This is a genomic window from Mycobacterium sp. MMS18-G62, assembly GCF_053877835.1.
The window spans coordinates 466,685-493,087 of the sequence record NZ_CM132662.1; the positions used below are offsets into that span (position 1 = coordinate 466,685).

The following is a 26,403-nucleotide window of genomic DNA, read 5'->3' on the forward strand; positions in this document are numbered from 1 at the left end:
TGTTTTCGCCCAGCAGTACAGGCCCCCTTTGTACGGTTGCCTCCTTCGCGATATGTGCTACTTGTCGGTGCCTAATAGCGGACGCTCATCGGTGATTCTAGGCGAAATTCGATTTCGCGGAAACCGGTTCGGCTGAGGTGATGGTGTTTGCGATTCGCATCGAACATGCCGGCCTGTCGCCTCGTTGAGCACAAAAGTTCGAGGTCGACGTCGGCAATACAGTATTGCGGTTGGGTTGAAAAGCGTTGTTGGGCTAGACACACGCCGTTTTCCCAGATCATGGTCTGCCCATCCCAGGCGAGGTCGGTTGTGGATTCGCCCTCCCCCGCCGCCGCGTAGATGTACGCGGCGGTACAGCGAAGCGACGCTGACTGAGCCAGCAGGCATCGGTCTTCGGCTCGACCGATAGTGACGGGGCTTCCCGACAGGTTGGTGAGGACGGTGGCGCCGGCCAGGGCTGCGTGCGCGCTGGGCGGGATGGGGATCCACATGTCTTCGCAGATTTCAACGTGCAGCGTGAAGCCTGCCAGGTCGGAGGCGGTGAACAGTAGATCGGGACCGAACGGCGCGTGCGCGCGGGCTGTCGTGCGGCCCCACCGGATTTCATCGCAGATGTCGTCACCTGCGGCCATCTGACGAAGTTCGTAGAACTCGCGGTAGGTCGGTAGATGGGACTTCGGGGCGACGCCCAGTACGCGGCCGCGGTGGATCACGACGGCGGTGTTGTAGATGCGGTGCAGATGGCGCAGCGGGGCGCCGATCACCAGAACCGGCATCAACTCCACGGAAGCTTGTGTTATGCGTTGTAGTTCGTCTTCGACGGCGTCCAGGAGTGCGTCTTGCATCAGGATGTCATCGATCGAGTAACCGGTCAGTGCTAGTTCGGGGAAAACCGCCACTGCGGCGCGTTCGTCGTGGCATTCGCGCGCGATGTCGAGCACAGCATCTGCGTTGGCCGCCGGATCGCCCAACGTGGTTCGCAAGGTGCAAGCCGCGACGCGGATGGTCCGCGGTCGCGTGTGGGAGTTGTAGGCGTCCATCACTGAGTGTTCCAGGTTCCGGTGTGTCAGTGCATGTGAGGTGCGGGCGGGAAGTCGCGGTCAGGCCGCTTGCGGGTTCTCCAAAATCATTGCCACGCCTTGGCCTGAGCCGATGCACACGCCGATCGCGCCATAGCGAAGATGTCGTTCGCGTAGTTCGGTTCCTAGGGTCAGGGCGTAACGCGCGCCGGTGGCGCCGAACGGATGCCCGATGGCCACTGCACCCCCGTTAGGGGTGAGTTTGTCATCGGGAACTTGGAATCCGTCGAGTTGATTGGGCAGCTCTCGTAGTACACCCAGGGCTTGCGCGCTGAAGGCCTCGTGGATTTCCCATACGTCGATCTGTTCGGGGGTCAAGCCCGCGCGTCGGAGCGCCAGCGGTAGGGCCCAGGCCGGAGCGATGCCCATCAGCAGTGGATCGTTGCCGTAGACGGCTGAGGACACCACCCGGGCTAACGGGATGACGCCGAGGTCGTCGGCCCGTGCGGCGGAGGCCAGGATCAGCGCGGCGGCCCCGTCGGACAGCGGTGTGGAGTTGCCGGCGGTCATCTGGGTCGTCCCGGGCTGGGCGGGTAGGGCAGCCAGCAGTTCCAGGCTGGTGTCGTCGCGGATGAATTCGTCATGACTTACGGTGCGGTGCGGAGTCTTTCGGGTCGCGGGGATCGTGACGGGCATGATCTCTTTGGTGAGCCTGCCCGAGTCGCGGGCAGCGCGGGCGTGCTGTTGGGAGCGCAGCGCGAATGCGTCGATCTCTTCGCGACTGAGTTCGTAGCGATCGGCGACGTTCTGCGCCGTTTCGATCATGCCGATGTAGGCGTTGCGACTCAGCAAGACGGGGTTGGGTGGGCCGCCGGCGCCGGACCACATGGTGTCGAGCAACAGTTGGGGCCCGCGCGGGCTGAACGGGGCCTCGCCTTTCATGTATGCGAACCCCGAGCGCGACATCGACTCGGCCCCGCAGGCGATCCCGACACCGAGGTCGCCGGCTTTGATTGCATGCGCGATCATGGCCGTGGCGCTCAGCGACGATCCGCAGAATCTATTGATGGTGGCTCCCGCTGCCCGGTCGGGGAAGCCGGCGGCCAGCGCCGCCCAGCGGGCGAGATCTCCCATGCCTTCATGCGCCGGGTTCACACATCCGGCAATGATGTCTTCGATCTGGTCGCGATCAACACCGACGCGTTCGCAGGCCCCGGCCAAGGCCAACCCGAGCAGGTCATCAAGTCGCAGGTGCGATAGGGATCCGCCGTAGCGGGCGAAAGGGGTGCGCACACCGCCAAGCAGATAGGCCTCGGTCACCGTGTTCTCCTGTCGTGCAATCGTTCTGGGGCGGTCGGCGCCGCCGGTGTCTCACACTCGTCGCGGGCGGACGGTGCGGTACTGTGGCGCGATGCCGGTCACCATGCGACCGATTTCGACGCCGTCCGGGTTAGCGACCTGTTCTTTCGGCAGCGGCCCAGAGTTGTTGCGGCGATGGCCAGGGTGGTTTTGTGGGTGAGGTCGGTGGCGATGTCTCGACTCGACCATTTCCATGGCATGTCGCCCAGTCCGAGAGCCTGCGCCACCACGGCATTCGCCGAGACTAGCAGCAATATGTTGAGTGCGATCGCAGGAACAATCTGAATGCGGTGTGCCACTTCGGCAAAGCCGAGTGCGATGGCCGCCAGAGTCGCTTGTGCGAATTGTCCGGCGACGGCCCGCGCGCCGGTCGGCACTCCGCGGCCAATGAGTGCCTCGACGACCTGTACGGGTAGTTCGCTTCCGGGTCGATGGGTCAGTGCCATTTCAACGCGCTGTGAAGCTGCCATTGCGGCGCTGGCGGCGGCGGTGCGAGCCACAAAGTTCAATGGTTGTGGTTTGGAGCTCATGGCATGGCTTCGGATGCAAGCAGCCCGCACCTGAGTGCTTCTAGATCGGGAACGACGATATTCGGCTGGGGCAGGCCTGGGACGGTCAGCGGCTTGTGGGCCCGGCGCGCTTCGATTCTGATCGTGTGACATGCCGTCTCCGTTCGTATCGCATTGCGCCGCTTGGCCGTGCCGAACATTCGATCACTATCTGCGTGCATGAGGTGAATTGTCTTCACCCGGCTGCGGATTTCACCCGGGTGAGAGGCCGACGCGGAACAGATCCCCCGCGGACCGGTTGACAGCCATGACGCTTTCAGGCTGGTCAAGCGATCCGCTGCTGCGGTGAGGAAGAGCCACGCCTACTGCTGGCGCGAAGGCTGGTGGTCTTGTCACGGTCACCGCATGTTCGAGACGGTGAATAATCCGAGCATGCCCAGGCCGTAAAGGATGACGACGGCCAGCGAATCGACCCCCAGCCGGGCGATGCGGCGGCGGGGCCGAAACAGCAGACCCGCCGCATAGATCAGTGTCAACACGATCCCCAGTGCCGTGAGATAGATGTCGGTGCGCTGGGCCGAAGGCAACACGGCGTGCCCCGACAGCAGCGTTGCGGGCACAAAAAGCACCGGCAGGAAGGCGTTCCCACCGAAGATGTCGGATACGGCGAGCTGGTAGTCGCAATGACGCACCGACCTCAGGCCGGTGGACAATTCCGGCAGCGACGTGGCCGCGGCCAACACGGTCGCACCGAAAAGCACACCGGACAAACCGATGTGGCCGGCGATAGCCTCACCGCTGCGCTCCAGCACAACTCCGGCGATCAACGTGATCGCGGCGGCGAAGCCGAACGTCACTGCCGCCCTTGCAGTTCTGGTCCCCTCGGCAGTGGCCAGCTGCTCGGCGATCGCGGTGCGGTGTCCGCGGGGCTGCTGCTGGCCATCGGGGGGCTGGCCTGACTCCTGCCAGGGCAACGACCGTCCCGCTCGATGCAACAACACCAGGCCCAGCACCCACACCATCAGGATCAGCACCGGGGCAGGCGTCAGCCGCGCTGTGATCAGCGTTGCCGGCAGCTGGGTGCCGCCGATCACAATGGCCAGCACTGCGACGACCAGCGCGGCCTCCAGCACCAACACCAACGACGCCGCCCGATAGGTCAGCGGTCTGGATCCGCGCACGCCGAAAGCGTCGAGGGCCACCAGCACCACCGTCTGGATGGCGATGCCGCCGAGGATATTGCCCACCGCCACACCGATATTGCCCGACACCGCGGCAGCGGCGACGATGGCGATCTCGGGCAGGTTGGTGGCGATAGCCAACAGAATCAGGCCGCCGAGCGCCGAGCCGAGGCCCAGCCGCATGGTCAGCACATCCGTTTGGTCCGACAACTGAATGCCCGCCACCCAGATCGCCGCTCCCGCACCAACAAACATCACAACGGGCAGCCACACCGGTAATCCGCTCACGACGCAGTTTTCCGACCGCGGTTCCGATGCTCACGCAGATCGACCCCATCGCTGGACTCGTCGAACGACACGCAGTCATGCCCGATCAACATCGGCCCTGCCGTGATGGCGCTTTTGTTCTTCTGCGCACGAGTCAGTTCTCACTGTCTCCCAGTGTGTTTGGGCTTTCACGTCTGATTGCGACGATGGACTCCGCGTCCGCCGCCACGACCTGGTTGGCCGTGTGCAGCACAGCGCGCACGTCGCCCGCTGGTATCACCGCGGCGCCGGAAGCGTCGGCGAAGATATAGTCGCCGGGACAGATCGCCACCCCACCGATCACCACGGGACGGTTCGCCTCGAAGGGGGTGACGGTGTCACCGCCCCACCGAGTTGTTTCGCCACGGCAATAGATGGCCAGGTCGTAGTGCTCGAGCTCGGCGAAATCGCGCAGTCGGCCGTCTGCGAGAATGCCGGCGAGCCGATGGTTTTGGACACGCGACAGCTTTGTTCCGCCGCCCAGTGACGAATCGATGTAGCCGTTGCTGGCCAAGACCAGCACGTGCCCGTCAGCGCCACCTTCGATGGCCTGGTAGAACAACCTCTTGAAGTTGTAGCGCTCGGGCGGAAGGGCGGCCCCGCACGCCGGGAAGTAGGAGATGGTCACGGCTGGGCCGAAGAGCCGGCGACCGGGTGTCGGGCTCACCAGGTCGAGGAGATGACAGCGATGTCGGTGCAGTCGCCCCATTGCGTCCACGATGTCGGCGGTGCGCACCAGACTGGCGAGCGCGTCGAGGGACTCCATCAGCGGACCGGGAAAGGTATGCGCCAGGACTGGGCGCCGCGCAGGTCGAGCCACACGTCTGTTGGGGTTTGCACTAGGCGGGCCAGTACGTGGTCACAGCTTTGGCAGCGCACTACGGTGCCCGGCGCGCGTTGATAAACGTGCGTCTCGGCGAAGACCGCGACGCGACCGCATCCCGCGCAGGTCAACGTCGCGGTGGTGACATCGAATCCGAGCGCGTCCGCGAAGGCGCCCGCGGCGGCGTTACCGTCGACATGCGTCGGTTCTGTCATCATTCCTTCTTCCTCGATTAGCCGCTCGGCCCGAACCGCTCGGTCCGGATGGTCGATCGCGAATGTCCCTGACCGATCAGCTTCGTGGTCACCGATTCCACGAATCCCGTTGGACCGCAGACGTAGACGCGCAAGTCGTCGTCGGGCATCCACCCGGAAGTTGCGAGATCATCGGAGCCAACCCGGCCGGGCGGCCGGGCGGTCTGCGGCGTGGCCGCACGGGTGTAGATCACAGCGACCCGCAGCCACTCACAGTCGCGGTCGAGGTGGCCCAATTCTTGGGCGTAGTAGACATCGGCGGGACTGCGCACCGAGTAGACAAGACGAAACTCCGCAGTGCCCATCAATACCCGCTGTCGGAGCATCGCCATCAACGGCACAATGCCCGATCCGCCAGCGACCAAGAGTATCCGGGCATGCTCGGCCGGCCGCCAGACGAACCAGCCGCCGATGGGTCCGCGAAGCTCGATCTCCTCGCCGGGCCGTACTCCGGTGAGATAGGTCGAGACCTCGCCGTCGGCGATCTGCTGCACGGTGAGCTCGATGCGCTCACCGTCGACCGGTCTGCTCAGTGAATAGCTGCGTTGCGCGCTGTACCCGTCCTCAGCGGTCAGCCTGAGATCTATGTGTTGACCGGCCAAGTGGCCGTCCCAACCCGGCACAGCAAGCCCGATGGTTTGCGCAGAATCCGTCTCGGGTTCAGAGTCCACCACACGCGCAACCCGCCACTGCAACTTCGGCGTCAACCCACCGGTCACGAGTCAATCCCCGGCGTAGCGTTGTTCTCGCCACGGGTCACCGTAGCTGTGATAGCCCAAACCCTCCCAGAATCCGGGTATGTCGCTATCGCGCAACTCAATGGATCGCACCCACTTCGCGGACTTCCAAAAATACAAGTGCGGCACCAGCAGTCGCGCCGGGCCACCATGGACTGCGGGCAGTGGTTCACCCTGGTAGCCGTAGACGATCCAAGCCTTTCCACCGAGAAGATCGGCCACCGGGATGTTGGTGGTGTAGCCACCATGGGAACCGACCAATGCGAATTCGGCAGCGGTGTCGACCGATTCGAAAAGCGTGTCCAGCGATACGCCTTCCCATTCGGTATCGAGTTTGGACCACGTCGTAACGCAGTGAATGTCGACAGTGAGCCGCTCGCTGGGCAATAGCTTCAGCTCGGTCCACGTCCAGCCGTGTTCGACGCCACGCTCGTCGCGGACGGTGAACCGCCAGTCATCGAGATCGATGCGCGGAGTCGGTCCTGCCTGCAGGACAGGGAAGTCCGCGGTCAGATGCTGACCGGGCGGCAATTGGCGGGCAGACTCAGCGCGGCGCCCGCGAAAGCCTTTGTTGACGATAGTCATTGGTGCTCCTTCGTGGTGACGAGCCATCAATCAATCTCGGCTCGTTCTCGTGCCCTATCCGGTATTTTCTCGGTTTCCGGGGATGGCCGTCGGTGCCGGTGATGCGTGGACCGTCGGCGTGAACAGGTTTCCTCCGGTGGGATTTACGCTCTCGGTGGGGTTGATGCTCTTTTCGGTCGGCGCGGGTGGGGGTGCGCCCGCGGTCGGGGACTGCGTAGTTGTCGTCGGTGGCGGTTGGGTGGTCGACGGCGCGTTCGAGGCATCACCGCTACAACTGGCGATCGACGCCACCAACCCAACCAGAACCGCCACACCCCCCGCGACACGTTCCAGGCGTACAGCATTCGAGTTTCCCATCATGACATCTCCAATCGATTCGGCTTGATAACTGACTCATTGCCAGCGGCGTGGGCGAGAGCCGTTGGTAGCGAGGTCTATTGATGCTTCGGTCGTAGCAGTGGTGAAGGTGGTTAACTCGGCTCGTTCTGTGTTCACGAGAGCCGGGTGGAAATCAGACTTCACAGATCTCAGCACCTTCTCGAGGTTTTACCGGCATGCCAGCACCCAGAACGGAGATGGCCCCTTTGGCTTCGAGGATGGCCAGATGAACACTGTCGGCGTTGGGGTGCCCGTGTTCGCGCAGCACCGCCTCTAAATCGGCGGCGGTCAGGCCGCAGCGGCGCAGGTTGCGCCGATTCACTTCTCCGTTGCTGATCAGGACCATCAGGGGCGGGTCGATGAACCGGCACAAGGCGGGAATTAGGCGCAGTCGCGCGAGGACTGCGTGGGCGGCCAGAAGGCACAGCAGCGCGGTGGTCGCCTGCAGCCACGCGGTGTCGGTGGCGGTGGCTGCACGACCGACGATGGCGCCGGCGGCGACGGCGGCGATCCAGTCGAACGGCGCGAATTCCGCCAGGGTGCGTCGTTCGGTGAAACGGAACAGGATCGCCGCAGTCAAAAATATTGCCACGGTTTTGATCGCCACGTCCCCGACCGTGGGCAGATCACCGATGAGGACATGCACGATCCGGTTCACGCGGGCCCCGCCGATCGGAGCTGCGCCGTGGGAGTGAACGCGTCTTCGCGGTCGGATTGCCTGTGGGTGCCGTCGAGCAGGTGTCGCGCGCCGCTGTCGATACTCTCCCCGTCGATTGCCGCAGCCACGAGCAGTTCAGTAGGTGTTCCCGAGCCTGGCACGACGCGAACTGCCAGGTGCGCCAACTGAAGTGGAGGCGTGTCTTTCCCAGCGAGGACTTCGAGCACTGCCGAGCCGAGTCCTCCTTCGGGGCGGTAGTCCATCAGTTTGGTGTCGGTGATGACGCCGACCACCTCATCGAGTCGCATGGTGATGCCCCTACACCCGATACACGGCACGCGCGCCGTCGGCGAGGGTGCTGAACGGACGCGAGCAATGTGCGCAGTATCGCTGGTAAATCGCGTGCTGTAGATGTTGCTCATGGCACGGGTCGCACGCCAGTGCCTGAGCCCCGCAGCACTTCATTACGTAGATCCATTCGGCTGGTTTGGAACACTGACCGATCACCCTGAAGGGACGTACTGTGTTGTCGACCGTCTTGGAGTCGCAAAGACGCTCGTCCTCACCGATGTCCAGGATCTCGTCGATGGGGCGTTCCAGAAGACGTGTAGCCATCACCCCTCCGGATTCCGGCACCAGATACATTCGAGCTCGAAATCCGGGTCGCGCCAGTGGTTGCTCGTATGCGGAACGCCGTGACTTCCCGATGTGGCCGGAAGTCCCGGTCATGATCGATTGGAACTGATCCGTCATGGCGCGCTCTCCTCGGCTGTTGCCCCAACAGCAACCGCATCGTCGTGAAGCGTCTCGCGACTGGTGCGGCGGACATGGACTTCGTCGCGTGGCCGTTCGACCATGTGGGGGTAGTGGAGTTCGAATGCCGTTCGCACCGAACGGATTCGGGGCAGCTCGGACATCGGGGTGGCGTAGAACACCAGTATCACTGTGCCGTGCATGGTGAACAGTTGGTTGTACTGCTCGTTGAACAAGAAGGTGAAGCACGCGACGACGTACATCATGCCGATCACCTTGTGATCGGTGGTCGTCACCAGCTTGTAGAGCAGCGTGCCCTTTGGACCCAGCCGAGCCGGAAAGGGACGCCGAGCCTGCAGTTCTCCGATTAAGGGCCCGTGGGTTGTCAACGGTCCGGTTCTCCCCTGCCCTGGGCATTTTCGGCGATCCCCGCTGATCTGGGGTAGGCGTCGAGCAGTTCGCGCCAGGAGGCTGCGAACTTGGCGACGCCGTCGTTTTCGAGCACCTCGAAGACATCGGCGAGGTCGACGCCGACCGCGGTGATGCGGTCGAGCACCGATTGCGCGTGGTTGGCCGTGCCGGTGATGGAGTCGCCGACAACGACGCCGTGGTCAGCGAGCGCCTCCAGGGTGTGTTCGGGGATGGTGCTCACGGTGTGAGGTGCGATCAGCTCGGTGATGTACATGGTGTCGGGATACGCGGGGTTTTTCACACCGGTGGAGGCCCACAGCGGCCGCTGTACATTGGCGTCGGCGTAGCTGAGTGCGGCATAACGTGTTCCGGCTTCGAACACGTCCTGGTAAGCCGCATAGGCCAGGCGAGCATTGGCGATTGCCGCCTGTCCGCGCAGCGCGATGGCGGCATCGGTGCCGATCGCTTCCAGACGCTGATCGATTTCGGTATCGACCCGGGAGACGAACAGCGAAGCCACCGAATGGATTCCGGTGAGGTCCCGCCCGGCGTGTTGGGCGGCTTCCAGCCCGGCGAGATAGGCATCCATCACCTGGCGGTGACGCTCGACGGAGAAGATGAGTGTCACGTTGACTGAAATGCCTTCGGCCACTGTGGCGGTGATCGCCGGCATCCCGGCCGTCGTGGCGGGAATCTTGATGAAGAGGTTGGGCCGGTCGACGATCTTCCAGAGCTCGGCGGCTTGGCTGACCGTCGCCGCGGTGTCGTTGGCCAGCCGCGGGTCGACCTCGATCGATACGCGCCCATCCACGCCGCGGGAGGCTTCCCACTGCGGGCGCAGGACGTCGCAGGCCGCCCGCACGTCGTCGGTGATGACGGTGCGTATCGCCGAATCGGCGTCGGCACCGCGTTCGGCCAATTGGGTGAGCTGCCGCGTGTAGGCATCGCTGTGTGCGATCGCGTGTTGAAAGATCGACGGGTTGGTGGTGACGCCCACGACGCTCCTGGTGTCGATCAGCTGCTGCAAGTTGCCCGATGTCAGGCGGTCGCGGGACAGGTCGTCCAACCAGACCGATACCCCCGCCGCTGATAGCGCGCTCAGAACGAGGTCTTGCGTCATCGGAGAGCTGCCTGCGGCTGGTACCGGAGCGTCGACGAGATTCGCGGGGCCATCAGCACGGCGGCGAAAGCGATGACCGGCAAGTATGCGGCGGCCAGCATCTGCCGATCGCGCGCAGACATGCAGTGACGCCGCGCACGGTGGCTCTCATTCATGGCGGCTCGACTCAACCGTGCTGTGCTCCGCGCCACCAGATCCGCTGCGGGAAGCCAGTTTCCATTTCGGCCGCACGTAGTGGCAGGTGTAGCCGCCGGGGTTACGCTGCAGGTAGTCCTGGTGTTCTGGTTCGGCTTCCCAGAACTCACCGGCCGGCGTCACTTCGGTGACCACCGCGGCTGGCCACAGCCTCGATGCGTCCACATCGGCGATGGTGTCCAACGCGATGCGCTTCTGATCGTCGTCCAGATAGAAGATCGCCGAACGGTAGCTGCTGCCGAAGTCGTTGCCCTGGCGGTTCTTTGTTGTCGGGTCATGGATCTGGAAAAAGAACTCCAACAGGCTCCGATAGTCGGTGACTGCAGGGTCGTAGGTGATCTCGACCGCCTCGGCGTGTCCGGGGTGGTTGCGGTAGGTGGGATGCTCGTTGTCACCGCCGGTATAACCGACGCGAGTCGATATCACGCCGGGCCGCGCGCGGATGAGGTCTTGGACCCCCCAGAAACATCCGCCTGCCAGGATTGCGGTGGTGGCGGTCATCGTTGCTGGTCCGTGATCTCGGAGTCAGCTTGCTGCGCTGAGCTTTTCGCGGATTCGAAGAGGCTCAGGTAATCGCCATAACCCTCAGCCTCCAGATCGTCGCGGTGGATGAAACGCAGCGCAGCGGAATTGATGCAGTAGCGCAGGCCGCCTTCAGAACGGGGCCCGTCGGTGAAAACATGTCCGAGGTGGCTATCGCCGTGGCGCGAGCGCACTTCGGTGCGCACCATGAAGCCGCTGTGGTCGGACTTTTCGACGACGTTGTCGCCGCCGAGCGGCTTGGTGAAGCTCGGCCAGCCGGTGCCGCTGTCGAACTTGTCGAGCGACGCGAACAGCGGCTCACCAGACACTACGTCGACATAGATGCCCGGCTCGTGGTTGTCGAGGTATTCGCCGGTGAAGGGTCGCTCGGTGCCACTCTGCTGGGTGACGAAGTACTGCTCGGGGCGCAACGCGTCAATCGCCGCCGGATTCTTATGGTAGTCGTGCGTCACAGGTGCTCCTCGTGGTGAATGTGGGTTTGTTCCCGTGGGTATGCGGGTGGGCTAGTTGCGGCCGGCCATGATGCCGCCATCGACGTTGAGAATCGCGCCCGTGATCCAGCTTGCTTGTTCGGAGAGCAGAAAGGTGATGGCGTTGGCCACGTCGGCCGGGGTGCCGACGCGGCCCAGGGGATGAAGTGGCGCGAACGTCGCTAGCGTGGCGTCGATCTCGTTCTTGGGGATGAACCCTTCGTAGAGAGGTGTTTTCACCACCGCCGGTGCGACGGCGTTGACGCGGATCTGATGGCCGGCCAGCTCGATGGCGAGATTGTGGGTGAGGGCGTGTAGCCCTGCCTTCTGCATGGAGTAGACCGACGACGGCGTCAGGCCGATGGCCTGATGCGCCCACATGCTGCCGATATTGACTATCGAGCCACCCGCGCCGTTGGCGATCATGCCCGCGACCACGGTCTGGGTCAGAAAGAACAACGCGTAATTCAGATCGAGATACGAATCGTAGGACTGGGCGTCGTAGTCCAGGAACGGTTTTGGAATGAAGAAGCCAGCCGCGTTGACCATCAGCGTTACGTCGCCGTGGTGCTCAGATAAGGCACCCTGGACATCGGCAACCGCGGATCGGTCGGTGAGCTCGGCGGCGATCCCCCAGGCTTTACCCCCCTGGTTGGTCAGCTCGGCCACGGTGTCATCGACACGACCTTGCGAGCGTCCAATGATCACCGCGCTGCCACCGCGCTCGATGACGTCAAGCGCGGCTTGGCGTCCCATACCCGCACTGCCGCCAACAACAACGATCTTCTTACCGTCGAACTCTGCGCCCATCGGTGAGCCCCTTTCCCGGATCTCTTCACGTGTTCTCCCGCGCTGAACTTTTGGCTCTGTTGCGCCGAAACAATCGGTCATCGCCGCGCAGGTCTGTCGGAAGTCGAGCCTGGCCCACCTACGGGTGAGCTGTCTTCACCCCGCAGCGACAATCACCCGGGTGAGAACAGACCGAGGCCGCGACCGCGATATCGAGGACCCCAGCCCGCCGCAAACGGCGGTTGCTGATCTCGCTGGCGGCGCGATTGAGAACCGTTATCCTTATCAGGCGCAGCGTAATTACGCCGCATGATAGGGGCGCCAAAGCGGCTGCACCGCAGAATGACGCTGCTGATTCGCCCGGTGTCGGTGTCGCCGACACGGTGCGGTGCGGTTAGTGTTACCACAGTTGGAGCGCAGAGGCCCGAGATCAACCTGCGACCCGCGGCCATACCGTCGAAACCGGTTGTGGTCATTCATTGCTTGTCCATCACCGGTGTAGTACGCGGGATTTCGTCATCTCTCGACTTCGAGCGAGAAGTGATGAGCTGAAATCCGTAGGCGGTTCCGCATGTACAGCCGATGTGCAGCTGCGCGATCGCTCCCCACGCCTGAATCCAGGTGGACTCCTTCGCATTGGCGACGCTTGGCATCAGCGATTACCCACTGAATGAGTTCATCGGCAAATCCGTTGCCACGTGCTGTCTTCAGTGTGCTCATATCGTCGATGTACATGTAGTGCCCGAATGCAGTCGACCACAGCTCACGGAAACCAACGATTGATACCGCGGCACCCGATGAATGCTCGAACGCGCCCACCAGCCGATAGCCGGTCGGCCGAAGCTTGGTGTCAATGAAGTCGATAACGGCGTCGGTGGTCTTCCAGCGAGGCCTGAGTAAGAGCATTGCCTCGGCAGCTTGCGCGGTGTCGCCTGCCACGATTTCGCGTATCTCAGCCACGCGGCGTACGTGAAATGGCGAGGTCATAGCAGTCTCCATCCTTCGGCGGCGATGGTGTCGTCTTCCACGTTGATATGCATGGCCACTTCCTCAGCCGAGTCGCCCACGATGTAGGGATCAACGGCGGTGCTGCACACAGATGAAGCGGGCGTGCCACCAAGCACAATCAAGACCAAACACTCAATCCATCAGCACGGGTCCATCGGTGAGATCAGGCTTAATTCCGCGGCCTGCTATGCAGTTTCAACGGCGTCCGACTCGTCGGGGCAGCCGTCGTTGATCCAATGCTCAATCGAAAGTATGGAGTCGTCTGGCACTGCGTCGAAACCAACTGGCATGCGGGGAAACTTCGCATCAGGACCGGAGCCGAACGGCGGCTGACCTTTCAAAGACAAGATCAAATTCGAGTTCGCTCCGTCACCGAGCACCAGGATCGGTTGCCCGAGCAGCTTCTTAGCGACGAACTCATCCCGAGTGATACCGCGCCAGAAGGCGTGGTGCGGGGGGCCCACCTCAGTTCCTGGACCATTAACTGCCGCGTCGAGGATATCGACGACCTCACGAAAGGTGTTGATGCCCACCTGTTCTCTCCTATCTGGTTGTGTTTGACACCGCCAGGCGGCGGCTGAATCGAAGGCCCGAACTCTTGAACATGCGGACATTTGGCAGGGCGCGCGGCTACGGGCGAGCCCTTGTCGTGCCATCGCTGCAACAGGGCGATCTGTTTGGTGCTCCAGTGCAGACCGGGATTTTTCGGCATATCGCCAGCGCCGCTGTCGGTAACACGTCGTTGACGAACCGCGCGCTCAACTCTGAGTCGCGCGAAGCCAGCAACGAGCCGATGTCTGCTAGGTGGCCGACCGATGCTGCCATAGGCCTACCTTGTCTGGAATCGGTAGGAGCTGTCATCGCCCGCGTCGCTGATTCACCCGGGTGATTGTGTCGCAACGGCTTTGGAGATCCGACCGTCGGCAGGGTCAGGATGAGTGGCAAATCTCAGAACGTTTGGTGATGATCATTGTCTGGCGATAGGCCCAGAAGCGCGATGTCTCATCGGAGTCTCCATCGTTGGCTGGCGATGGTGTCGTCTTCTGCGATGATATGCATCGCCGCTTCCTCAGCCGACGCAGCACCGCCGTCGATCCCCACATCGTGGGCGCGGTAATCGCTAGTGGGATCTGTGGGATCGACTCCGAAAGCGACGAGCCGCCCTGCACGGCTGTCGCCGACCTGATCGTCGATGGGCTCGCCATCGCTGTCGGCGCTGTCACCGATCCCGTCACCGTCCCACCGGTCGGTCACGTCGGGCACCTCACGGGCCAGCCGGCGCGCCAGACTTTCATGGGACCGTGCTTCATTGGCGGTCAGTCCCCACTCCCCGAGTTCTCGCGGGCTTTCCGGGGGTGAATAGCCTTCATCCAGGTCGATACCAGTCTCTTCCGAGTCCAGGCTTTCTTCTGGTTCAAGCAGATGAGCTGCCACGTCATCGAACTCTGAATTCCCCATCAGTGCGTTCTCCATTCCCTATCGCGGTGTCGCCGCACAGCGCGGTCCGCTGCCCCATTCGGACAATTGGAGACTGACGCGCCTGCTCCCGGCAATGAGCATGCCGCGTTGTGGGGCGAGCTGTCTTCGCCCCACAACGTCATTCACCCGGGTGAGAGGTCGGCGCGGCGTCGGACTGTCGCCCTTCTTGTGAAGTCGCTTGAGAGATACTCCGACGCGAATCGAGACTTGTGGTGAGTGTGGCGCGAATGCTCTGCGAAAGTGTTTCAGAGATAGTCGCTGAATTCACTGAGGAGAGCGGATTTTCCGTGGGCGCCCACAATACAGGCGACCGCTTGGCCGCCCTTGAACATGATCATGGTAGGGATGGACACCACCTGGTACTGCTCAACGGCCAGGGGGTTGGTGTCAACGTCGAGCTTGGCCACGGTGAGGCGCTCGACGTTTTCGGCGGCGATTTGTTCAAGCACCGGCGCCACGGCGCGGCATGGGCCACACCACTGCGCCCAGAAGTCCACCAATACGGGTGTGGCGCTCTCGAGGACGTCGGCCATGAATGAGGCATCGGTGACAGTGATCACATGGGGCTGGGTCATTTTGGGGGATGGTCCTTCCTGATGACGACATTCGTTGTGGCAGCGCGCGATTGGGTGAGCCAGCGCTGCGCGTCGAGGGCGGCTTGGCAGCCGCTGGCGGCGGCGGTGACCGCTTGGCGGTACCGGTGGTCGATAAGGTCGCCGGCGGCGAAAACCCCATCTACGTACGTATGGGTGCCGTCGCGGGTCAGGACATAGCCGCGGGCATCGAGGTCAACCAGTCCCGCCAGCAGATCAGAGCGAGGAGTCTGACCGACGGCCACGAACACCGCGGCTACGTCGATGTCGTACTGGTCGGCGGTGTGCGCGGCGCGTACACGCAGCCCGGTGACTTGGTGTCGGCCTTTCACTGCCAGCACTTCGGTCGAGTCCAGGACAACGACATTGGGCTGACCGCGCAGCCGGGCAACCGCGCCGGTTGATGCGCGCAGTCTGGGCCGATGGTGGATGACAGTCACGCGGCGGGCCAGCGGCGCAAGAAACAACGCCTCTTCAGTGGCGGCATCGCCGCCGCCGACGACGGCGACCTCGCGGCCGGCGAACTGGTCACCGTCGCGTTTGGCACTGGCGCTGACACCATTGCCCCGCAGCTCCCACTCCCCGGGCACGTTGAGGGGCCGGTTGACTGCGCCCATCGCGAGGATCATCGCGGAAGCGTGATGCAGGTCGTCGTTGATGGCGACCGACTTGACCTCACCTTCTAGATCGAACCCATCGACGGCGCCGGTGTGGAACTCGGCACCGAAACGGTGTGCTTGTGCGCGCATCGCGCGAGCGAGGTCGGGTCCATCCACGGGCTGAGAAAAGCCGGGGTAATTGTCCATCTGCCCCGCAGCCATCAGGGCACCGCCGCGCACACGGCCCTCGACGACCAGGGTGTCGAGTCCGGCTCGTGCGGCATAGATCGCCGCGGTGCGGCCCGCGGCGCCCGACCCAACGATGACGACATCACGAACTCGGCCTACGCCCTGCATCAACGCGTGACGCTAACGTCGCTCGCAGGCGCGGCGGTGCGCCGCAAATCGCCACACGGCGCCTGTTGCGTGCATAACTGAATCGGCTCGAACCGCTGCGCCCGAACTTGAGCAAGCATTGTGCGCAGTTGCGGCTCTTCTGGGCTGCCGGCGTATCCGTCTAGCCAGCGGGCCAGCCTATCGAATATCGCTACCGGTAAGGTCATTCGGGTTGACAGCACCGCGTTGAGGATCCGCTCGATCGCGAGATGGTTTTCCCCGCAGCCCAATTCGACAAATATCATGGTGCGTTCATAACCGGTGAGACACACATTGGCTGCATCAGCGAGCATCCACGCCATGTCCGCATCTGAGATGACCGACAAGCCAACGGTAGTCGGCGCCGGCGATGACGACCCAACCGATCTCACCTTCGCGGATGGCGCCAATGTAGCGGTCATCTCAGACCGCGCCGTGTGATTGACGGACGTTGTGAGAGACCGCGGGCCTGATGGTCTCGCGGCGTAAACCGCAGCGACGACACCAAGAGTCAATGCGGGTTGCCCATGTATTTGGCATTAGATTGCCACCACGACTTGCAGGATGTCGGATGCGCTCAGAAGCGTTCTGCCACAGGTCGGGCAACGAGCGACACGACTGAATACTCGCCGCAGGGCCGTGGGCTGCATCTCCGCCGCCGTGCATTGCGCGGTGTATTCCAGCGCGTCTAGATGATCAGCGCACACGTAACCGCACGCGTTACCGTGCGCGTCGCAGTCGAAGCGTTGACAGTGGCCGACCATGTGAAATTCCACATACGCCACCGCCGGCAGGGCGCACCGGGATCCGTTGTCGAGGAACCCCAGCTGGCATTGTGGCGTGAGGTCACCGTGACAGACCACTGCGCGAGCAGCGGCCGCGGGACTCATCAGCGGAGTTCTGTTTGATATGCGATCCGGTGCGGGGCATCCGGTTTTGGCGTATGAACGCATGCTCTGATTCCTTCCCGGATTTCGTCAATGCCGCTGGGGGCCATTGCTTTTCATTGCTTTGCCCTCGGCCGAAGGCTGCTCCTCTTGAGGTTCCCACCGGGCGGGGTGAATGGTCATCACCCTTACCGCCTGTTCACCCGGGTGATTGCTGTGGGATTGTTCGCCCCCACGACGATGTGGGATCGGGCGAGGGTGTCGCTGGGTGGGTCAGAGCAGGCCGAGCTCGCGGGCGCGGGCGACCGCCGCGGCGCGGTCCTCGACGCAGAGTTTGCGGTACAGGGCGCGTTGGTGGGTCTTCACGGTGTTCAGTGAGATATAGAGCCGCTGGCCGATCTCACGGCGCGACAATCGGGTGGCCAGCAATCGAAGGATCTCGTGTTCTTTGGCGGTGAGCTCTTCGGCGACCATGCCCACCTGGTTGCGGGGACTTACCGCGACGCGGTTGCTGGGCTGGGCCGCGGTGAGCACGGTTTGCGTTATATCAGCGCCCGCAGAACCTCGAAGCAACGCGTCGGCTTCGTTCCAGCTCGCGGCCGCCGTCTCGTGATCGCCGAGTCGCTCGAGGATCTTGGCTCTGACCACCAGTGCCTTGGCAACTTCGAGGATTCCTGCACCCTTACGGGTCAACCCGACCGCGAGGTGAGCGGCGTCCGCGGCCGAAGCCATGTCGCCGCGCACATCAAGGACGATGGCCGCCGCTAGCGAAACGATCGCATTGACAAAGTGTTCGGCATCCGCAGGGTCTGAACCGACGCCCGTTGCGCGGCGAATTTGGTGCTCGGCATCCGCGAGCTGGCCAGATTCGGCCGCGATCAATGCTAGATAACCCAGCGCATAAATACGGCGGCGCCGGTCGCCTATCTTCTCGGCCAGGTGCGCCGCCCGCCGGAAAATGGCTTGGGCCTCGTCGGTGCTGCGCGAGAAGTACAGCGCGGATCCATAGGTGCAGCAGGCGACCGACCGCGCCTGCAGTGCGTTGTCGAAGTCGAGGGCCATCGCACGGCGACCCCCCTCGAGCGCCGCGGCGACGTCACCCGTCTTGAACGCGTGGACCTCGCGCAGGGCGACAAGTTCAGCATCGAGGCTGCTGTGATCGACGGTGTCAGTCGCGGCTTCGATCGCCTCGATCCACACCTCCGCGTCATCGAACTGGCCAACTTGCAACGCGATCCACGCCCGCGCCGCGCTCAACCGCGGATCCTGTCGGACAAACTCGTCGGGAAGGAGATCGAGCCAAGCGGAGACGGTCGACAGGCCACCGCCTTTGAATTCGTTGACCCAGTCAGCGGCGATGAGATCAGCACTCTCCGCGAAGTCACCGGCAGCGGCCAGGTGGCGCACCGCCTCATCGACAAGGCCCTCGGCCTCAAACCAGGCAGCGGCTCGGCGGTGCAGAGCCGCAACAAGATCGGGCTCGCTGCGGTTCAGCTCGGCGCGCAGCAACTCCCCGAAAAGGTGGTGATACCGATACCAACGGCGTGACATGTCCAGTGGCACCACAAACAGGTTTTCGCGCTCGATCCTCTCCAAGACCTGGGCCGAGTCCGACGTTTGAAGCATCGCGTCGCACAGCTCGCCGCTGAGGCGTCCCAGCACCGATGTGCGCAGCAGGAAACTGCGCATTTGCCCTGGCTGACTGTCGAGGACCTCGGTCATCAGATAGTCGACGATGTGACGGTTATCGCCTGCGAAGGTCCTGATGAATGTGGCCGCATCACGACGCCCGGCCAACGAGAGGGCGGCGAGGTAGAGGCCTGCAGCCCATCCTTCGGTGCGTCGGTGCAGTAGTTGAATATCTTCGTAAGCCAAGTCGAGCCCGAGCACATCGTTAAGCAGATGGTCCGCCTCAATAGCCCCGAAACGTAAATCGTCGCTTCGCATCTCGACAAGATCGCCACTGGCCCTCAGCCGAGCCAGCGGCAACGTCGGATCCGATCGGGTAGCCAATACCAAGTGGAGATTAACCGGCATCCGGCTGATAACGAATGCCATCTGCTCATGAACCGCTCGATTCACCACCAGGTGATAGTCATCGAGAATGAGCACCGTCGGGCTAGCGATCGTGTCCAGATCATTCAGCAGAGTGGGCAGAACGACCTGCACCGGGTCAGCACCCATGGTCAGGAGTTCGACCGCACGAGCCCCCAGCCCGGGAACGACATTCTGCAGCGCGGCGACCACGTACATCCAAAACCACACCGGGTCGTTGTCGGAAGCATCAAGCGACACCCAGCCGAACCGCTGGTCCTCGCCTGCACCCAAAGCCCATTGCGCCAGTAATGTCGTCTTGCCCCAGCCCGCGGGAGCGCTCATCAGCGTCAGCTTGCGGCATCGTCCCGCTGACAGGGCGTCTAGCAGTGCGGCCCGGTGAACGACCTGGCCTCCGATGGCTGGAACATGCAGTTTGGTGGCGAGCAGAACTGCTCGCTCCGCGCCTTCCGCGACGCCGTTGTCGCTACGTCCATTTGAGCCGATCATCTCCGAATTTCGCGAGTCAGGCCAACCGAGCGTTTGGGGGGGAACAGTCGGCATTGACACGTCCCGGGTAGGCGCTGGCTTCGCGGCGTGCCTGTTGTTCCCGACAACACCGCGCAGGCTTGTTCTGCGCGGCGATCGCGGAGACTCTATCGAATCAGATGTATTCTCCGCGATTGCCTCAGGCGCACGCTGGCGGCTCCCGTTTGACGTCCTCATGGCCGTCGGGACACCAACACGAGCCCGCCGACGCCGAACACCACCGGCATCATCATCAACATTCCGAACAATGTGCTCATCATTTTCTCAATCCCTCTATGTTGTTGCATTGGCCTCTGCGACCCATAACACCGCCGCACGCGGGTGGTGAGCGTCTCAACATGAGGTGAATGAGCGTCTCAAAGTGAGACGTCTGCGAGGCGGCCCGGCGGACCTTCGTCGGCGTGATCGCATGCTGATGGTCGTCGGGACACCAACGCGTACCGACGCCGAACACCACCGGCATCATCACCAACGTTCCCAACACGGTGCTCATCATCGTTTTCCCGATTTCTCAGCCCTGGATTGACTGGTGAATCCAACCTCGCATCGACGGTCGCCGGTCGAACCCTTGAAAGCCCGTAGTGGATCCGGTGGACCAGTGGTCTGTGCGACCACGTGCTGTGCGGAGGCCCGACCCGCTAACGCGGCGAGCTGGCGCCGCGGAGTTGTCGGCGCGACTTGATGCCGAGCTTTGCGAACACCTTGCGTAGGTGCCATTCGACGGTGTGTGAGCTGATGAACAGCTGTGCGCCGATTTCCTGATTTGTCAGTCCTTCGCCAGCGAGACGAGCGATCTGCGCCTCCTGCGCGGTGAGACCGCCGCCCGAACCCGTGGTGCGTTTGCGCACAGTCTCGCCGGTAGCCAGAAGCTCGCGGCGGCAGCGGTCGGCGAAAGCTTCGGCCCCGATACGGCTGAGCATCTCGTGGGCGATGTGCAGCTGTTCGCGCGCATCGACGCGTCGGTTCTCTCGGCGCAGCCACTCGCCGTAGAGCAGGTGGGCGCGGGCGAGATGGACGACGACCCGGGTGCGCGCCAGCCGCTCGATCGCCTCGCGGTACAGCTCCCCGGCCTCGCTGCCGCCGCTCAGCAATGCGCGCGACCGGGCCAGGATCCCGAGGGCCCAATCCGTTCCGCTGACCAGTGTGCGTTCCTCGAGTCGCTGCAGGGCTTCAACCGCCACCTCATGTTCGCCGCTTCGCGCGTCCGCCTCGATGAGTTCGACGAGGGTCCACCCGAAAAAACCCACATCCTCGTGCTCGCATGCCCGTTGCGCAGCGGCAAGTGCATCCTGATAGCGGCCGAGACCGTTGTAGAGCAGGGCGGTGGCGTACCCGGCCAAAGCGACGACCCTTCCCTCGCCCCTGGCGGTGGCGTCCTGGACGCCGGCCTCAATCAGCCTCACCGCCGCGGTCTCGTCGCCGCGCCAGGCGGCCAGCACCACCGAGTGATACTTCAACGGCGAATGGCCGGTGGCGGCGGTAATCGCGTCGGCCTCCTCGATCAACGCCGAGGCCGCAGCGAACTCACCGGCGTGTACATGCACGCCCGCGCGGTAGACGAGGGCCGCCGGTAATACGGCCAACGCGCCGGCGTCGCGGGCAAGACGCACCGCATGAGTAGCCAACTGGTGCCAGGCTTCGTCGTCCCACAGCTCGTGCGCGGCCGTTTCCTGCGCGATGGGAAACGCCAGCCAAAGCCAGCGGAGCACGTCGCCACCACTTCTTCGTTGAACCTCGCTTTGGATCGACCCCAGCGCGGCCCGCAGCTTCGGCAGACCAACCACAGGGCCACGGGTGATCAACGTCGCCATGCCATCGAGGAGGAGGTCGACCGGCCGCACCGGTTGCGCTCCGGGCGGCGTAGCAGCAGCGGCCTCTGCCGCGTCTTTCGCTCCGTGCGGGCCACCGAGTCGGCCCGCGAACATCGCAGCACCGATAGCTTCGATGTATGTCTCGCGACCCAAACCGCGGTCGAGCGGTTCGAGCCGCTTGGCGGCATCGAGAAGCTGCTTGGCGGCATCGAGAAGCATTGGCGTAGCGCCACTCCCGCGACTGCGGGCGAAGACGATCCGGGCCCCAAGCCGAACCACTAGTGCGCGCTGAAGCTCGTCCAACGGCCCCAGGTCAACCATCGCGAGAAGCTCGTACGCCGCGTCGAGGGCCCCCGCCTCGAATTCGGCCTGCGCAGCGGCGAGCCCCCGCGCTGCGCGTCGGGCGGGATCGGGGGTCAGTTCGGTGGCCCGCTGGAGGAACGCCGCCGCCGCCGCGACACCGCCGCGGACTTGTGCCCGGTCGGCGGACCGCTCCAGCTCGGCGGCCACGTCCTCGTCGGGCCCCACCGCCGCGTGGGCACGGTGCCACGCTCGACGATCAGCATCGGATTGGGGATCGGTGGCCTCGGCCAGCGCCCGGTGTATCTCCTGACGGTCGGCCAAATCCGCCGCCCGGTAGACCGCCGAGCGCACCAACGGATGACGGAATCGCACACGGGTGCCGATCTCGACCAATCCCGCCGCCTTGGCCGGCGCGGCCGCGTCCGCACCGATCCCGAGCTGCTGCACAGCGCGTGTCAACAAGGGCGCGTCGCCCACCGGTTCGGCGGCCGCGGTAAGCAGTAGTCGTTGCGTCTGCATCGGCAGTGAGTGGATACGTCGTATAAAGCTCTGCTCGATCTGCCCCGCCAGCGGCCCCGCATCGGGCAGCCCGAAACCGCCCGCCAATTCCGCTGCCGTGATGTCCCTGGGCAACTCCAGCAGCGCCAACGGGTTACCGCGCGTCTCAGCGACGATCCGGTCGCGCACCCGCTCATCCAGCCGTCCGAGTATCGCCGATTCCAGCAGCGCGCGAGCATCGCCGTTACGCAGGCCCCGAATCGTCAACTCCGGCAAGCCCGTTAACTCTTCGCCGGGCTCCCGGGATGCGAATACCAACGCGACCGGCTCGGCCATCAGGCGGCGGGCAACAAAAGCAAGCGTTTGCGCGGACACCCGGTCCAGCCATTGCGCGTCATCCACAAGACACACCACCGGTCCATCCTCGGCAGCTGCCGCCAGCAGGCTCAGCACGGCCAGCCCCACCAGGAACCGGTCCGGAGTGGTCCCAGCGCTCAATCCGAAAGCGGTCGTCAACGCGTCACGCTGGGGTTCGGGGAGGCGATCGCAACGGTCCAGTAGCGGTGCGCAGAGTTGCTGGAGACCGGCGAAAGCGAGCTCCATGTCGGACTGCACACCGGCGGCCCGCACGACGCAGAATCCCGACGCACGTTCCGACACATACTCCAGCAATGCGGTCTTCCCGATCCCCGCCTCGCCGCGCAGGACAAGTACCTGGCTCTGACCCGAACGTGCACCCGAAATCAGGCGTTCCAGCACTTCGCACTCATTGCTCCGCCCACGCAGCCGTTGTGCCGGATGGTTACTCGACATATGCACCGCCGCGACTAACCGTTCAGAACAGACAACATGGCCGGGCAACAACGCGACCCGTTCAACGCGGCACAGAGCTTAAGCCAACCGCCAACCGCCACCTCACCAGCATCTCACAGCAACCATTGCCGAGGACGCACCTCGGATTGAACCGGGCTATCGCGCATAAGGGCGAATCGGCGCTTCCGCTCGAGCGCACTTTAGCGATCCAAGATGTCCGCACCGCTCCACATCAACAATTTTTGAAGACATTAACTATTGCCGGTACGCGATACAGCAGGAAGAGTCGATGCACATGCCTGATCCGATCCGGGTCGTCCGGGTAGCTTTACGCGTGTCGCTCGCGGCGGCCTTTCTGTCCGCTGTTGCCGATCGATTCGGCTGGTGGGAGGCGTTTGGGCCGGGTAGTAGCTGGGGGAGCATGCGTGCCTTTGCCGACTATACCCACCAGCTTGTTCCGTTTGCTTCTGGATGGTTATTGACCGTCATTGTGTGGGCGGCCACCGCCACCGAAACGACCCTGGGAGTCTTGCTCCTGACCGGCTGGAGGCCCAAACTCGTTGGCGCGGCGGCTTGCTTGACGCTCATAGTGTTTGGAACCGCGATGGCTGTATCCCTCGGTATCGAATCACCGCTTAGCTACAGTGTCTTCTCCGCAGCAAGTGCAGCCGCGGCATACGCGATACTTGGCACAACACCGCCGCGACACACCACTGACACCACACACCCTGAGGTTCCCGGGAAGTAGTGGACATCCGAGATAGCGGGACCGTGGTTTCCTGGAAGGACGTTCCGCCCTAGGAATTCCTTCACCCCCGAGTACAAGGTCGAGGAGAGGCGCTCACGCACTGCCCGCTCACCGTATTTCTTCTCTTTGCCCATCGGTGCATTGGCTCCTACGACCAATGACAACGTTGCGCGCGTACAGTGAGTGTGTCTCAGGAGAGGTCTGACGTCTGTCGCCAGGATCCGCTGCGTTTCCAGCTGCGGGGACGGACACGGGTCGCGGCTCAATGACGCCGGGGTCGAGGTAGTTGAAGGATGAGGTCGCCGGCCGACTGCACGACCGAAGTTGAGCGGGTCAGGGAAAAGTTCCTGACCGTCGGGTCCGTTGATGCGGTGCGCTCAGTCGATGAGGACATTCTGCGGCCCGGTGTCCTCGACTCCTGGCGACGGTCCCAGGTCCTGCGCGTTCACACCGACCGGGTGGAGCTGCCATACGTGCGCGAACCCAATAGGGGCTCGCGGTTGGCGCGTGCGGCCGCGCCGGTGCTGCAGCGCGTCGCCGATGACCTGGCTGCGCAAACTGTCGGCGTTCTCCTGACATCAACTGACGCCGTGGTGCTTGAGCGGACCGCCGCAGAACTGTCGGTCCTCAACGCGTGGGACACGACCGGCATCGCACCGGGCTACAGAATGACTGAAGAGGCGGCGGGCACCAACGGGATTGGCACCGCGCTGGAGACTGGCCGGCCGGCATTCATCCGTGGCGGGGAGCACTACGTCGCGATGTGGTTCGGTTTCGCGTGCGCAGCGTCGCCGATCCGTGACCCGATAACACACAGGGTGGTGGGCGCCGTCAATCTGAGCTGTCTGGCGGTGGAATCCGATCCACTATTGCTCGCGCTGGCTACCAGCGCCGCCCGCCAGATTGAGGATCGCATGCAGGTGGTGGCTCATGAAGGCGAGATCGCACTTCTGGAGGCATATCTGCATCACGGGCGGCGATCTTCCAGCGGTGTGCTCGCCATCGGTAGCGATGTGGTGTTGATGAACCCCTACCTACGTCGGGCAATTACCGGTAACGACCAGACCGCGCTTCTCGAACACGCCTGGGATCTGCTCAGCTGCACGCTGTCAGGCACCGCGCTGGCGGTTCTGCCGAGCGGATCCATTGCCAAAATCACCGCCGCCGATCGGTCGACGCTGCGCGGCGGCCGCACCAATGTCGTTTTCCACGTTGATCTTTCCGCCCAGACCGGCTCGTCGCCGCCTCGAATCGACCACCCGGCGCGCACTCACATCCCTGGCCTGGCAGGCCGCAACAGCGCCTGGCTGCGCTGCTGCCAGCAGGTGCGCCAATGCTGCCGCGACCGCGACTGGGTCATGATCGAGGGTGAAAATGGATCCGGGCGCGCACGGCTGGCCCAGGCGGTGGGACAGCACGCGAAACCGGGCCGAACCGTTCGGGTGATGCGCGCTGAAACGTTTCCCAACGCGGCGCGTTTCGTCGCCGAGCTGGCCGCCGAGACCGGCGATGACGATTTCGCAGTCGTGATCGCCGACGTTGATGAGATCGACACGGACGCACTCGAAGCGATCGCCTCGATACTGGCCACGCGCGCAGGCCGGGGATGGATCGCGGCGACCAGCAGCGGCGGGTCTCCGTCAGCACCGATCAAGCAGCTGCTGCCGCTGTTCAGCCACACCGTCACCGTGCCGCCGCTGCGCCACAGGATCGACGACCTCGCCGAACTCGTGCCGGCGCTGCTTTCCGCGATCACCCGCGGTGCCGATGTGCGGTTAGCGCCCGATGCCATGCACCAACTGAGCAAGCTGCCGTGGCCGGGCAACGTTTCGCAACTGCGGCGGGTTCTGACCGCAACCGTTGCCCGCCAACGCTCAGGCATCATCAGCGCCGACAAATTGCCACCGGAGTGCCGCTCGGTCACGCGGCGCACGCTGACCCAAATCGAAGCCCTGGAACGCGACGCCATTGTCCGCAGCCTGCAAGACAACCGCGGCAACAAACAAGATGCAGCACGCGCCCTGGGAATGTCACGAGCCACCATCTACCGCAAGATCAACGACTACGGCATCGCATAACACGCCTCGGCGTTCTGCCCGAAAGCATTGGCTAACAAATCCCTGCCGCGACGCGCAGTTCAAAACACAAATCACCCGGGTGAATCCGTTCGCCGGGTGATGACCACTCACCCCGCGTCGGTGAACGCTGACTCAATAGCCGGCGAGCGGAGGAGCAAGTGGAGCCGACGATGTACCGGATCTGTGTTCAGGGCCGCTTGACCGAGCGGCTGGCGGCGGCACTCGAAGGCATGACCCTGCACAGCGGCGCCGTCAATACAGTATTCACCGGCGAAGTCAAAGACCAATCACAACTTTACGGACTCCTCGACCGGCTGCGCGATCTCGGCCTAGAGCTCATCAGCGTGCAGCCGGAGACCGCTGCCGATCGGGCAACCGACGACGACCAGACCGAAGGGAGGGTGAAGCTCCCAACGGACGGCCACACTCGCACCCAGCCCGGAGCAGACGTTTATCCGTCAGGAGAGCGATGTTCAGGGGATTCGATCGGCGGTGGAAGGCACACAACCGAAGTCAACAGTCAAACGGAACTCTGAAA

The 26,403-nt window shown here is 63.6% G+C and carries 25 protein-coding genes and 2 pseudogenes; 3 read left to right on the forward strand and 24 right to left on the reverse strand.

What is annotated here, in order from left to right; genetic code table 11:
* Positions 1 to 89 precede the first annotated feature (89 nt).
* From ACWW36_RS02305 to ACWW36_RS02420, 24 genes and pseudogenes are all read right to left on the reverse strand, one after another.
* A pseudogene (locus tag ACWW36_RS02305) lies at positions 90 to 1,040 on the reverse strand (nitrilase-related carbon-nitrogen hydrolase); the annotation flags it as partial.
* 60 nt (positions 1,041 to 1,100) lie between these two features.
* The gene (locus ACWW36_RS02310; protein WP_456140001.1) at positions 1,101 to 2,339 is read right to left on the reverse strand and encodes a thiolase family protein; all 1,239 of its coding nucleotides are present in this window, start codon (positions 2,337 to 2,339) and stop codon (positions 1,101 to 1,103) included.
* Between the two features lie 98 nt (positions 2,340 to 2,437).
* Positions 2,438 to 2,824: a hypothetical protein gene (locus ACWW36_RS02315; RefSeq protein ID WP_456140002.1), complete on the reverse strand. Its 387-nt coding sequence runs from the start codon at positions 2,822 to 2,824 to the stop codon at positions 2,438 to 2,440.
* Between the two features lie 461 nt (positions 2,825 to 3,285).
* Entirely contained in the window at positions 3,286 to 4,356 is a 1,071-nt protein-coding gene (locus ACWW36_RS02320) for a sodium:calcium antiporter (protein WP_456140003.1), read from the reverse strand.
* 133 nt (positions 4,357 to 4,489) lie between these two features.
* Positions 4,490 to 5,140, reverse strand: coding sequence for an RraA family protein (locus ACWW36_RS02325; RefSeq protein WP_456140004.1), 651 nt, complete (start codon positions 5,138 to 5,140; stop codon positions 4,490 to 4,492).
* Positions 5,140 to 5,415: a DUF6510 family protein gene (locus tag ACWW36_RS02330; RefSeq protein ID WP_456140005.1), complete on the reverse strand. Its 276-nt coding sequence runs from the start codon at positions 5,413 to 5,415 to the stop codon at positions 5,140 to 5,142. The genes ACWW36_RS02325 and ACWW36_RS02330 overlap by 1 nt, the downstream gene beginning before the upstream one ends.
* A 14-nt stretch (positions 5,416 to 5,429) precedes the next feature.
* Entirely contained in the window at positions 5,430 to 6,170 is a 741-nt protein-coding gene (locus tag ACWW36_RS02335; RefSeq protein WP_456140006.1) for a ferredoxin reductase, read from the reverse strand.
* Between the two features lie 3 nt (positions 6,171 to 6,173).
* Entirely contained in the window at positions 6,174 to 6,773 is a 600-nt protein-coding gene (locus tag ACWW36_RS02340; RefSeq protein WP_456140007.1) for a sulfite oxidase-like oxidoreductase, read from the reverse strand.
* 511 nt (positions 6,774 to 7,284) lie between these two features.
* Positions 7,285 to 7,809 (reverse strand): YetF domain-containing protein, encoded by a 525-nt coding sequence (locus ACWW36_RS02345; protein ID WP_456140008.1) that lies wholly within the window; start codon positions 7,807 to 7,809, stop codon positions 7,285 to 7,287.
* Entirely contained in the window at positions 7,806 to 8,117 is a 312-nt protein-coding gene (locus tag ACWW36_RS02350) for a hypothetical protein (RefSeq protein WP_456140009.1), read from the reverse strand. Before ACWW36_RS02350 ends, ACWW36_RS02345 begins: the two co-directional genes overlap by 4 nt.
* A 10-nt stretch (positions 8,118 to 8,127) precedes the next feature.
* Entirely contained in the window at positions 8,128 to 8,424 is a 297-nt protein-coding gene (locus ACWW36_RS02355) for a hypothetical protein (RefSeq protein WP_456140010.1), read from the reverse strand.
* Positions 8,425 to 8,723: 299 nt separating this feature from the next.
* A pseudogene (locus tag ACWW36_RS02360) lies at positions 8,724 to 8,951 on the reverse strand (cytochrome ubiquinol oxidase subunit I); the annotation flags it as partial.
* Positions 8,948 to 10,093 carry a transaldolase gene (gene tal, locus ACWW36_RS02365; protein WP_456140011.1) on the reverse strand — a complete coding sequence of 382 codons (1,146 nt, stop codon included), beginning with the start codon at positions 10,091 to 10,093 and terminating at the stop codon, positions 8,948 to 8,950. The gene tal and the pseudogene ACWW36_RS02360, both read right to left, overlap by 4 nt.
* Positions 10,094 to 10,240: 147 nt before the next feature.
* Positions 10,241 to 10,789 carry a peptide-methionine (S)-S-oxide reductase MsrA gene (gene msrA / locus ACWW36_RS02370; RefSeq protein WP_456140012.1) on the reverse strand — a complete coding sequence of 183 codons (549 nt, stop codon included), beginning with the start codon at positions 10,787 to 10,789 and terminating at the stop codon, positions 10,241 to 10,243.
* On the reverse strand, positions 10,786 to 11,283 hold the full coding sequence (msrB, locus tag ACWW36_RS02375; protein WP_456140013.1) for a peptide-methionine (R)-S-oxide reductase MsrB: 498 nt from the start codon (positions 11,281 to 11,283) through the stop codon (positions 10,786 to 10,788). Before msrB ends, msrA begins: the two co-directional genes overlap by 4 nt.
* Positions 11,284 to 11,334: 51 nt before the next feature.
* Positions 11,335 to 12,111, reverse strand: a complete 777-nt coding sequence (locus ACWW36_RS02380) for an SDR family NAD(P)-dependent oxidoreductase (RefSeq protein ID WP_456140014.1) — start codon at positions 12,109 to 12,111, stop codon at positions 11,335 to 11,337.
* 495 nt (positions 12,112 to 12,606) lie between these two features.
* Positions 12,607 to 13,029: a GNAT family N-acetyltransferase gene (locus tag ACWW36_RS02385; protein ID WP_456140015.1), complete on the reverse strand. Its 423-nt coding sequence runs from the start codon at positions 13,027 to 13,029 to the stop codon at positions 12,607 to 12,609.
* A 254-nt stretch (positions 13,030 to 13,283) separates the two neighbouring features.
* Positions 13,284 to 13,631 carry a hypothetical protein gene (locus tag ACWW36_RS02390; RefSeq protein ID WP_456140016.1) on the reverse strand — a complete coding sequence of 116 codons (348 nt, stop codon included), beginning with the start codon at positions 13,629 to 13,631 and terminating at the stop codon, positions 13,284 to 13,286.
* Positions 13,632 to 14,100: 469 nt separating this feature from the next.
* On the reverse strand, positions 14,101 to 14,571 hold the full coding sequence (locus ACWW36_RS02395) for a DUF5709 domain-containing protein (RefSeq protein WP_456140017.1): 471 nt from the start codon (positions 14,569 to 14,571) through the stop codon (positions 14,101 to 14,103).
* Positions 14,572 to 14,822: 251 nt separating this feature from the next.
* On the reverse strand, positions 14,823 to 15,152 hold the full coding sequence (gene trxA, locus ACWW36_RS02400) for a thioredoxin (protein WP_456140018.1): 330 nt from the start codon (positions 15,150 to 15,152) through the stop codon (positions 14,823 to 14,825).
* Entirely contained in the window at positions 15,149 to 16,126 is a 978-nt protein-coding gene (locus tag ACWW36_RS02405; RefSeq protein ID WP_456140019.1) for an NAD(P)/FAD-dependent oxidoreductase, read from the reverse strand. Before ACWW36_RS02405 ends, trxA begins: the two co-directional genes overlap by 4 nt.
* A complete protein-coding gene (locus ACWW36_RS02410) occupies positions 16,126 to 16,467 on the reverse strand; it encodes a tryptophanase (RefSeq protein ID WP_456140020.1) in 342 nt (113 codons plus the stop codon). Before ACWW36_RS02410 ends, ACWW36_RS02405 begins: the two co-directional genes overlap by 1 nt.
* A gap of 837 nt (positions 16,468 to 17,304) precedes the next feature.
* Entirely contained in the window at positions 17,305 to 19,410 is a 2,106-nt protein-coding gene (locus tag ACWW36_RS02415) for a LuxR C-terminal-related transcriptional regulator (RefSeq protein WP_456140021.1), read from the reverse strand.
* A gap of 842 nt (positions 19,411 to 20,252) precedes the next feature.
* A complete protein-coding gene (locus ACWW36_RS02420) occupies positions 20,253 to 23,039 on the reverse strand; it encodes a helix-turn-helix transcriptional regulator (protein WP_456140022.1) in 2,787 nt (928 codons plus the stop codon).
* A 289-nt stretch (positions 23,040 to 23,328) separates the two neighbouring features.
* Between ACWW36_RS02420 and ACWW36_RS02425 the strand changes: the two genes are divergently transcribed.
* The 3 genes from ACWW36_RS02425 (at position 23,329) to ACWW36_RS02435 (ending at position 26,401) form a co-directional block, all read left to right on the forward strand.
* Complete coding sequence (locus tag ACWW36_RS02425; RefSeq protein WP_456140023.1) at positions 23,329 to 23,787, forward strand: hypothetical protein; 459 nt, start codon at positions 23,329 to 23,331, stop codon at positions 23,785 to 23,787.
* 293 nt (positions 23,788 to 24,080) lie between these two features.
* On the forward strand, positions 24,081 to 25,865 hold the full coding sequence (locus ACWW36_RS02430) for a sigma-54-dependent Fis family transcriptional regulator (RefSeq protein ID WP_456140024.1): 1,785 nt from the start codon (positions 24,081 to 24,083) through the stop codon (positions 25,863 to 25,865).
* 197 nt (positions 25,866 to 26,062) lie between these two features.
* Complete coding sequence (locus tag ACWW36_RS02435) at positions 26,063 to 26,401, forward strand: hypothetical protein (protein WP_456140025.1); 339 nt, start codon at positions 26,063 to 26,065, stop codon at positions 26,399 to 26,401.
* Positions 26,402 to 26,403 lie beyond the last annotated feature (2 nt).